We start from the raw sequence: 9,366 nt of genomic DNA, 5'->3' as shown, positions 1-9,366 counted from the left end.
GTCCGAACCCAACGCGATCGATCTGTTCGACGTCAAGCGACTCTATCCGCACTGGATTCCGTGGCTTGATACCGACTACGGCAGCGCGGCCTATCTTCCACTGGTCGATGGTGGCGAGTATCGGGTCAGCCTCGCGCCGGCTGGCGGACTTGTCGCGCGCGCGGCAAACGAACAGACAGAGCAGAAGCTGCGCGAAGCGAGCTGGTAGTTATTTCGCGCGCAGCTACGGAAATGCTCCCCAGAACCAGGGCCTTGCGTCCAGCACGGGGCCATGTTGATAATCCAGTACTATCCAACTGCAGATTGACGGCCGCACCTGTCGTCAACCAGGGATGCAATCTGGGGAACGGATTCCATGGCAACAAGGACACAGAAGGCGGACAAGCCCGCCACCTCGGTCTGGCGCATCCTCGCCGGCGTGATCTCCCTGTCGGTGCTGATCATCTACTGTTTCATCCACGCCAACTTCGTTACCGGGCGTTCCCTGCTGCTGGCCTTCCCGGGCTGGGAGGTCACCTATCGCAACTGCTGGCCGAATCCGTTTGGCGGCGCCTGGGTCAGTGACGTCACCCTGATGCCCTTCGAGGGCGACGAAGAAGATGCGTTCCATTTCGATCATCTCACGGTTGATGTTCCGCTCATTCAGTACTACCGGGGTGGCTTCAGAAAGAAATTGACTGACCGACTCGACGCGATCAAGGAAATCCGGCTCGAGTTCAGTGGTGGCAAGAGCTCGATGAGCTGGCCGATGAGTGATGAACTCTTCCTTCTGGGAAACGCCAGCGCTTCGCCATTCGAAGCCGAGGGATGTCTCAGGGACGGTGTCTGGCACAGCGATGAGTTCGAAGACATGGGACTGGTGACCGAGCCAACGCGCCTGTCCATGAGATGGGAACGCAGTGACGATCGCCTGATAAAGGAGCAATCGATCCATACACCGGGCGCCGGTCGCGTCGACTATCGCGAAGAGCAGGTCGTCCACGATGAATTTCCACTGTTCTATCTTGTTGAAACCGGCGAAAACGGTCTTGCTTTGACCGAATGGCATGTGCGCGACGAAGGCTTCGTCGCAGCCCGCAACAATCACTGTGCGAAAAAGGATGGCATCTCTCCGGCGGAGTTCGTCGAGCGACATCTGGCGACCGTACAGCGCATCCTTGCCGCGTCCGGACTCGAGGCACGAGAGACGACGATGCTCGCCTATCGGCGCTTCGCCGAAAGCGGTGGAGCGCTCGATCTTGTCGTCAACTACACGCCACCGATCGACTGGGAGTTCATCGAGAATGCGAATTGGGAAAGTCTGCAGGCGCGCGCCACTTCCGAGTTCACCATCGATGGACAGAGTGAGCGCATCAGCATGCGCGCCATCCGCGAACGACCGTTTGCCGAAACTGACGAGGACCTGACCACGTTCGCGTTGTTGCAGCGCGAACAGGCGCGTCAGACGCCATTGGCCGACGAGCCGGAGATGCCCGCAGCGGCGGCGCAGCCTGCAGCTGCATCCACGCTCGATACGCTCACCGCTGCGGAGGTCGAAGCACTGATGGCCAGCGATGTCGAAACTGTCGAACGTCCGGGCACCATCGTCGACTACCGAAAGCTGGCCAGCGAAACCGGTCGCCAGTTCATGCTCTACGTCAAGGGCAAGAAGCCGCTACGGGTTGAAGTGGTAGGCAGCGAGAACGGCGTGATCAAGGTCCGTCGCCATCTGCGCAGTGGCTGGCTTGAGTACAGCGTGGCGCGGGCGGGTTTTGAGCGCGCAGTGCCGGTTCGCTGAGCACCTTCCACGCCCTCCGGTCAATGTTGCATGGCGATTGCACCCCGGGCTCAACGCGCCCCTGACTGGACTGGCAGGTCTTGCGAAGGCTTCCCCGATAACAATTTTTCGAAGCGCAGCGCATCCACGCCGTCCTCGTAGTAGGCGAGACGCTCGCCGATCAAGCGGTAGCCGCGTTGCAGGTAAAGGCGTTGCGCTGCGGCGTTGTCGCTGCGGACTTCAAGCCTCAGCGCGCGACATTGCCGGCGTCTGGACAACTGCTCGACTGCCGCGACCAGGCGATCACCAATGCCGCGGCCTCGCGCCTCGGGGAGGGTTGCCAGGGAATACAGACGCGCAACGCTGGAATTGCGCCGAAAAAACACCACACTGGCACCGAGCAGGGTGCTCTGGCTGCGGGCAACGAAGATGCGTGCAGTGTCGCTGGCCAGATGCTGGCTCCACTGCCGCGCACTGAGGCGGTCGCCGCTGAACACGCGGTTCTCCAACGCTATCAATTCGGGCAGGTCGACGCTGACGGCCCGGCGAATACGAAGCGTGCTCTCGTCGGGGCGTGCCGTTGGGGTGTCTGTCATGTGTGGTTTCTGGGTACCGGGCTTGGAACGAACGGGATGCCGAGATTGCGCTATCCCGGCGCTTGGCGTCCAGCAATGTTCCTGACATGCCATCCGCTGCGCAGGTACGTGGTGCCAGCCCTGGCCTCGTCACGCGCATCGGCATGAACGGCGGCTGTCACTTCGATGGCAACCCGGCTGCACGACCGGCGAAGCCTATGTCAGACTTGCACGAGTTCGCCTGTTCCTGCCCGCATCCGCGCAGGACAAGACGTTCGCTCCCCCTGAACGGTCAGCCCTGAATGAGTCGCCTAGTCATCGTCGTGGAGAAAACATCGGATTGGGGTTCCTACTACCCGTCCGACAACGTCGTGTCTGCGCAGGATTATCTGAAGCAGTCACTGAATGATGATGACGAGCGCACCCAGGTCATCAATCTGTGCCGCAGCTACAAGTACCTGGGCACCGGATACTACGTTTCGTTGCTGGCCGAAGCGCGCGGGCACAAGGTGATTCCCTCCGTGCGCACGATCAATGATCTGCGCCGACGCTCACTCTACGGGCTTGATATCGAAGACCTCAGCAGTCGCCTCGGCAAATTCCTTCCTGCCGGTGGCCGCGACACCACGGATTTCGGTGTTCTTGTGTACTTTGGTGAAACCTCGCATCCGGCGCTTGAAGATCTCGCCCGTCAGGTGTTCGAGGCATTTCCGAGCCCGATCCTGCGTATCGAGTTCGAGCGTGACCGGGTCTGGCAGATCAGTTCCGTGAAGCCTACCGGGCTGCATTCCCTGTCGGATGAGCAGGAAGACGCATTTGCCCAGGTCCTGGATCGGTTCTCGAAAAAACTCTGGCGCAAGCCGCGCGCGAGGCGGAAATATCGTTTTGACCTGGCCATGCTGGTCAATGCCGACGAAGCCATGCCGCCATCGAACAAGAAGGCGCTCAAGCAATTCATCGAGGCTGGCAGCGAGCTCGGCATCGAAGTGGATCCCATCGGGAAAAACGAGTTCCAGCGCCTGGCCGAATATGACGGCTTGTTCATCCGCGAAACGACTGCCATCGACAACCATACCTATCGCTTCGCGAACCGCGCGGAAAAGGAGGACATGGTTGTCATCGACAGCCCCGATTCCATCCTCAAATGCACCAACAAGATCTACCTGCATGACTTGATGCTTTCGAGAAAGCTGCCGATCCCTCGAACCGAGATTCTTTATCGGGATGATCCGAAAAAGCTTGAGGAAAGTGGCAACCGGCTTGGATTTCCGCTGGTATTGAAAATCCCCGACGGCTCGTTTTCGCGCGGCATCGTCAAGGTCGAAAGTGCTGCGCACCTGAAGGAAGCCGCCGATACGCTGTTTCAGCACAGCGCCCTGATCCTGGCCCAGGAATTCATGTTCACCGAATTCGACTGGCGCATCGGCGTGCTCAACCGCGAGCCGATATACGCGTGCAAATACTTCATGTCGCGCGGCCATTGGCAGATTTACAACCACGGCGCCAAGGGCACGGCAAAATCCGGTGGCTTTGAAACCCTGCCCATCGAAGAGGCGCCGGCTGATGTCATCAAGCTTGCGTTGAAGGCCACTGCAGCCATCGGCGATGGGCTTTATGGCGTAGACATCAAGAAAGACGGTGAGCGCCTGGCCATGATCGAGGTCAACGACAATCCCTCGATTGATGCCGGTGTCGAGGATGCCCACCTGGGACCAGACTTGTACTTGCGAATCATGGGTGAATTTCTCAGGCGCATGGAACGCAAGCGTCTGGGAACGCATGGGTGAGCGTTTCTGAAATCTTGAAAGAGGCCTTGCTTCAAGCCCCTCTCCCCTCGGGAGAGGGGTTGGGGTGACGACTCCATGGATGGAGGAGGTAGAACTGCGTCGGAAACAGCAGTCGAGGGTTCGGCACAGCCGGAAATTTCATCGTTGAATCGATTGCCCACGTCTTGCTCCTTGAGTTTCTAGATCGGATCGGACGCTACACAACACGCGCTCCCGGCTCTGACAAGGGCTTTCCATTCTCGGACAACCGGAACATGCACGCAGGCGCGAATGCGTACCCTGACCCTCTCTCGAGGGGAGAGGGAGAAAATCGCGTAGACAACGAAACGTTCGCGCCAGAACCGCAATTGAAATCCGCGCCGGCAATGAGATTGGCGTAGCCATCTGGCCCGATGCGTTTACCAGCCGTTCGGCTGTCGAAAGTCCACCCGGCTCGGCACGCTTCTACCGCGAATGAACCCGGGCCGAGCGCCGCCGAACCGCAGCCAACAAGCGCCTGCGCGTCAGCCACAGGATATTCAGCAATGGAGCAGCAACCAGCCAGAACGGCAGGGTCAGCCCGGTGGTCGGGCCTCCGCGCAGGGCGGGTACGCAGAGAACCGCGATGCCACCGATGACGGCCCAGGCGACCAGCCACGGTGGAACGGTGGCGATCCGGGGCGGGTTCGTGGCGACACGTCGGGTGGTTGTTTCGGTCAGGGCAAACGGGGCAAGCAGCATGGGACACCTCCTGTTGACTCCAGACTGGTCGGAACCGGTCTCAGCGCTTGAGATGTCGCAATTTGCGCCCACCATCCCGGCAACCTGAAGAACCGATCCGAATCGGACTGACCAGCGCCGCATGTAATAATCGCGGCCTTAGCCGGAGTGCCGAGTGGAAACCAGCAGCTTCATGCAATACGCCCTGGTCCTGTTGCTTGCGGCAGTCATCGCCGTGCCGTTGGCCAAGCGCTCACGCCTTGGCGCCGTACTGGGCTATCTGGTCGCTGGCGCCCTGATCGGCCCCTCGGCTTTCAATCTGGTTGGCAATGCCGACGAAATCGCCCATATATCCGAGCTCGGCATCGTCATGATGCTGTTCGTGATCGGCCTGGAGCTGTCACCCCAGCGACTCTGGGTGATGCGCAGGCATGTATTCGGCTACGGCAGCGTGCAGCTGATTGCGAGCGCCGCCGCCATTGGCGCCGTCGGCCTGGCCTTCGGACTCGGCTGGAAGACAGCACTGGTGATTGGCCTCGGCCTCGCGCTCTCCTCGACGGCGATCGGTCTGCAGATCATGTCCGAGCGCAAGGAGCTGCAATCCCCGCATGGCCGTCTCGGCTTCGCCATCCTTCTGCTGCAGGACGTCGCGGCGATACCGATCATTGCGCTGGTGCCGCTGCTGGTCGTTGCACAAACGGCAGAAAGCGTCGAGCCAGACCTGTTTGCAGTGTTGCGCGTCGTCCTGACCATCGGCGCGGTCGTGGTGGGTGGTCGCCTGTTGTTGCGCCCGCTGTTCCGCATCGCGGCGCGTACGCAAATGCCCGAAGTCTTCACTGCCAGTACCCTGCTGGTCGTCCTCGGCACCGCGTGGATCGTTGATCGTTCCGGCATCTCCATGTCGCTGGGTGCCTTTCTGGCGGGCGTGCTGTTGGCCGATTCGGAATATCGACACGAGATCGAAGCCCGCATAGATCCGTTCAAGGGTCTCCTGCTCGGATTGTTCTTCATCAGCGTCGGCATGACGGCAAACACCCGGCTGGTCGCCGAACAACCGGTCCTGATCGTGTCGCTGCTGGTGGGCCTGGTGGCGCTCAAGGGCTTGATCCTGTTCGCAGTCGGTCGGCTAGCGCGTGAATCGAATGCCGATTCGCTCAAGCTCGCCGCCGTGCTATCCCAGGGTGGCGAGTTCGCATTCGTGGTCTTTACCCTTGCGGTGCAGAACCAGCTGCTTGATCCGGGTCTTCGCGATACCCTGATCGTGGTGATCAGCCTGTCGATGGCGCTGACTCCGCTGCTCGTCGTCCTGGCGGCAAGAAGCATCCCGAAAGTCGCTGCAGCCACTCCGGCATACGACCACATCGAAGAGCTTGATCCACCGCGCGTCATCATTGCGGGGTTCGGCCGCTTCGGCCAGATCATGGCTCGCGTCCTGCGCGCCAATCACATTCGCTTCACGGCCATCGAGAGCTCCATTGAGCAGGTTGAGGCATCGCGAAAATTCGGCAGCGAAATCTACTTCGGTGATCCTTCGCGCGGCGATCTGCTGCGTTCCGCCCATGCAGACAAAGCGGAGATCTTCGTCGTCGCCACGGATGATCCGGACACCAATATCCGCACGGCGCGGCTGGTCAGGCGCCTTTATCCACACTTGAAGGTGTTCGCGCGCGCACGCAATCGCCAGCATGCGTTCCGCCTGATGGATCTTGGTGCCAACATCGTTCGCGAAACCTTCTATTCCAGCCTGGTGCTTTCAAAGGATGTACTGGTCGAGCTTGGAATGGACGCCGATCTGGCGGATAGCCGGGTCGAGAAATTCAGGGAGTACGACGAGAAACTGCTGGCCGAACAGCATCTCTTCTACGATGACGATGCCGCCATCATGCAGAACGCCCGCGAAGCACAGCGCGATCTTGATCGCCTGTTTGAAGCCGACATTGCCGCTGACAAGGATGCCGAAGCGTGAGCTCGCCGCGTGGCTTTGCCCTCGCGGAAATCGAGCTGCGCAGTTTTGATCGCAGCTTCTCCGCGCGCTGTCATGTGCAGAAACCGGATCGCTTCCGTCTTGTCGAAGCACTGCCGGCTGACGTGCAGCGCATTTCCCGCGGTTCCGGCGTGTCCTATGGCGGTGCCAGTTTCGCCGCGGAAAGCGTTGTGCAGGATCTGGGCGCTTTCAACCGTTTGCTCGAATTCGATGCCGAACAGGGCCTGCTGACTGTGGAAGCCGGTGCGCGCATTGGGGACATCCAGCGATTTGCCCTTGCTCGTGGATGGATGTTGCCGGTAGCACCGGGTCATCCCAGGGCTAGTATTGGAGGCTGTATTGCAGCCGACGTACACGGCAAGAATCCGGCACGCGACGGCACCTTCCGCAAGCACGTCGCATCCATCGAGTTGTTCGATTCCAGCGCTGGCTGGATGATCGCCAGTGCCGAAGAAAATGCCGAACGCTTCTCGGCCTGCTTTGCCGGCTTCGGCATCCCTGGCTTGATGGGTAGCGCGACCTTGCGCATGGTCCCCGCTCCCTCGGCCTACTCCCTGCGCAACATCGCAGTCGCGAACCTGGTTGACGCTGCGGAGGTGTTGCGCGCTCACGCAGGCGCCCCACTGCTCTACGGTTGGCACGATGGTCGCCCGGCACAGTTTGGCCGAGGCGTGATTCGCTTCGGTCTGGAAGCGCAGGAGTCTGCGCGATCGGGGCAACGGCTCACCGCTGACCTTCCGGCCGTGATCGAGCCGTGGTCGCACTGCGCCTGGAATCGTGCGGGCATCAGCGTGATGAATCAGTGGATCGGGCGAGGCTACCGACGCACCGGAAACGAACGCCTGTCCGTTGAGGCCGCCATGTTCCCGCTCAACGAGGCACGTCGCTATTTCGCAGGCTTCGGCAAGGAAGGCTTTGTCGAAGCGCAGTGGCTGCTGCCTCACAAGCGCTACGCGGATTTTGTAGCCGCGCTGGGTGCTGAAGTGGCGCGTGCCAAGCCGCGCATCAGCCTGATCGCAAGCAAGCTATTTGATGGCGAACCGCAGGGGTTGGCCTTTGATGGAAAGGGCATCGCTCTGGCGATCCAGATTCCACAACCGCGGAGCACTTCGCAGGCCACCTTCATCGAAGCCTTGACCGAACTGGCGCTTGCTCATGGCGGTCGTCCAAACTTGATAAAGGAGTCCAGCTTGCAGGCGGATTCGGCGCGGCGCGGCATCCGCGATTTTGACGAGGCACGCGAACGCCTGCGCAGTTTTGATCCGAACGGCCTGCAGGTATCGGAGTTGAGTCGGAGACTGTCGCTATGACCGCGATTGTCGTCGGTGCATCCAGCGGCGTCGGGCGCGCACTCAGCGTCACCCTGGCCCAGGCAGGCCAGCCTCTGCTCCTTGTCGCGTCGGATCTTCGCGACCTTGCGCCACTCGCCAGCGATCTGCAGCTTCGGTTCGATGTCCAGGTCAGGACGTTGTCGATGGATCTTGCCGCGACGGCCGATCCCGGCACGCGCGTGATCGGCGCGCTCAAGGAAATGCCTGCGGCTAGCGCCCTACTGCTTCCTGCTGGCATGTCACGCCAGGATGATGAAGGCCAGCTTGGCGCCACGGCGATTGGTCAACTGCTTGCGATCAACCTGCACGCACCAATGGCCATCGCCCATGCGCTGTTGCCAGTGTTGCTCGAATCACGCGGAGTGATCGTCGGCTTCGGCAGCATTGCCGGTGCGCGTGGCCGGAGCAGAAACGTGGTGTACGCGGCAGCCAAACGCGGGCTGGAGACCTATTTCGAAAGTCTCCGCCATCGCTACCCGCCGAACGAGCTGCGCGTACAGTTCCATCGCCTCGGCTTTGTCAGTAGCAACCTGACTTTCGGCAAAAAGCTTCCATTGCCGGTCGCGACGCCGGAGGAAGTTGCCCAGGCCGTGGTGCGCCTGTTGCCGCGAGCCTCTTTCGACCGCCACACCCCACGCTGGTGGAGTCTGGTCAGCCTGCTCGTTCGCTGGATGCCCTGGTTCGTGTTTCGCCGCATGAAGGAATAGGGCTTGCAACAGGCACGATCACGATGGGCACAGAAGCTCCCTGGAAGAATCCATGCCCTGGCGCAATGCACTTGTGCCAGCGCGACGGAAATGCACGGCGCCTGACGGGGCTGTTCCGAGAGGTCGATTCATTCTCAGGCTGCGGAACGGTCCCAAGCCGAAAAGCCGGCGTCGTGGCCTCCGATTTACAGCCTGAAAAATGCGCAAAGTCGCCGAGACTGGAATTTGTGCACTCCGCGGCGCAGAATCGGCTGTCCTGTCATCAGCATCACCGGGAAGACCGTGAGCGCAGTGATTTCTGATCAGTACGGTGCACATCCTCCTGCGAGCTCAATGCTGCGCACACTGGCGCTGTGTGATCTGGTCAACTCGACCGCCCTGGTCGAGCGCCTTGGCGACCGCGAGGCGGCGGAGCTGATCCGCAAGCACGATCGCCTGGCCCGCACGCTGGCGGATCGCCACGGCGGCAAGGAGATCGACAAGACCGACGGCTTCATGATGATGTTCGACCGCCCGATCCAGGCGGT

General features: G+C 60.9%; 8 protein-coding genes and 1 pseudogene. 7 read left to right on the top strand and 2 right to left on the bottom strand.

The annotated features are described in order from the left end of the window. Positions 1 to 208, top strand: a pseudogene (locus tag WBP53_RS02340) (hypothetical protein); the annotation flags it as partial. 147 nt (positions 209 to 355) lie between these two features. Next, positions 356 to 1,777 (top strand): hypothetical protein, encoded by a 1,422-nt coding sequence (locus WBP53_RS02335; protein WP_423925544.1) that lies wholly within the window; start codon positions 356 to 358, stop codon positions 1,775 to 1,777. Positions 1,778 to 1,827: 50 nt separating this feature from the next. Here WBP53_RS02335 and WBP53_RS02330 read toward each other — a convergent pair whose 3' ends face one another. Beyond that, positions 1,828 to 2,352 carry a GNAT family N-acetyltransferase gene (locus tag WBP53_RS02330; RefSeq protein WP_423925542.1) on the bottom strand — a complete coding sequence of 175 codons (525 nt, stop codon included), beginning with the start codon at positions 2,350 to 2,352 and terminating at the stop codon, positions 1,828 to 1,830. 281 nt (positions 2,353 to 2,633) lie between these two features. Here WBP53_RS02330 and WBP53_RS02325 point away from each other — a divergent pair, with 281 nt between their 5' ends. Beyond that, positions 2,634 to 4,118, top strand: a complete 1,485-nt coding sequence (locus tag WBP53_RS02325) for a RimK family protein (protein ID WP_423925540.1) — start codon at positions 2,634 to 2,636, stop codon at positions 4,116 to 4,118. A 444-nt stretch (positions 4,119 to 4,562) separates the two neighbouring features. Here WBP53_RS02325 and WBP53_RS02320 read toward each other — a convergent pair whose 3' ends face one another. Continuing rightward, positions 4,563 to 4,838, bottom strand: a complete 276-nt coding sequence (locus WBP53_RS02320; protein WP_423925538.1) for a hypothetical protein — start codon at positions 4,836 to 4,838, stop codon at positions 4,563 to 4,565. A gap of 154 nt (positions 4,839 to 4,992) precedes the next feature. Between WBP53_RS02320 and WBP53_RS02315 the strand changes: the two genes are divergently transcribed. The 4 genes from WBP53_RS02315 to WBP53_RS02300 form a co-directional block, all read left to right on the top strand. Further along, positions 4,993 to 6,783: a monovalent cation:proton antiporter-2 (CPA2) family protein gene (locus WBP53_RS02315; RefSeq protein ID WP_423925536.1), complete on the top strand. Its 1,791-nt coding sequence runs from the start codon at positions 4,993 to 4,995 to the stop codon at positions 6,781 to 6,783. Then, complete coding sequence (locus WBP53_RS02310) at positions 6,780 to 8,111, top strand: FAD-binding oxidoreductase (RefSeq protein WP_423925534.1); 1,332 nt, start codon at positions 6,780 to 6,782, stop codon at positions 8,109 to 8,111. The genes WBP53_RS02315 and WBP53_RS02310 overlap by 4 nt, the downstream gene beginning before the upstream one ends. Next, the gene (locus tag WBP53_RS02305) at positions 8,108 to 8,839 is read left to right on the top strand and encodes an SDR family NAD(P)-dependent oxidoreductase (RefSeq protein WP_423925532.1); all 732 of its coding nucleotides are present in this window, start codon (positions 8,108 to 8,110) and stop codon (positions 8,837 to 8,839) included. Before WBP53_RS02310 ends, WBP53_RS02305 begins: the two co-directional genes overlap by 4 nt. Before the next feature lie 333 nt (positions 8,840 to 9,172). Further along, positions 9,173 to 9,366 (top strand): hypothetical protein (locus WBP53_RS02300; RefSeq protein WP_423925530.1); only part of this gene is annotated, 194 nt, incomplete at its 3' end.

This window comes from Dokdonella sp. (assembly GCF_049593775.1).
Classification (GTDB): domain Bacteria; phylum Pseudomonadota; class Gammaproteobacteria; order Xanthomonadales; family Rhodanobacteraceae; genus Dokdonella.
The sequence above is the reverse complement of the archived record's forward strand: the minus strand, read 5'-3'. Positions and strand labels throughout refer to the sequence as shown.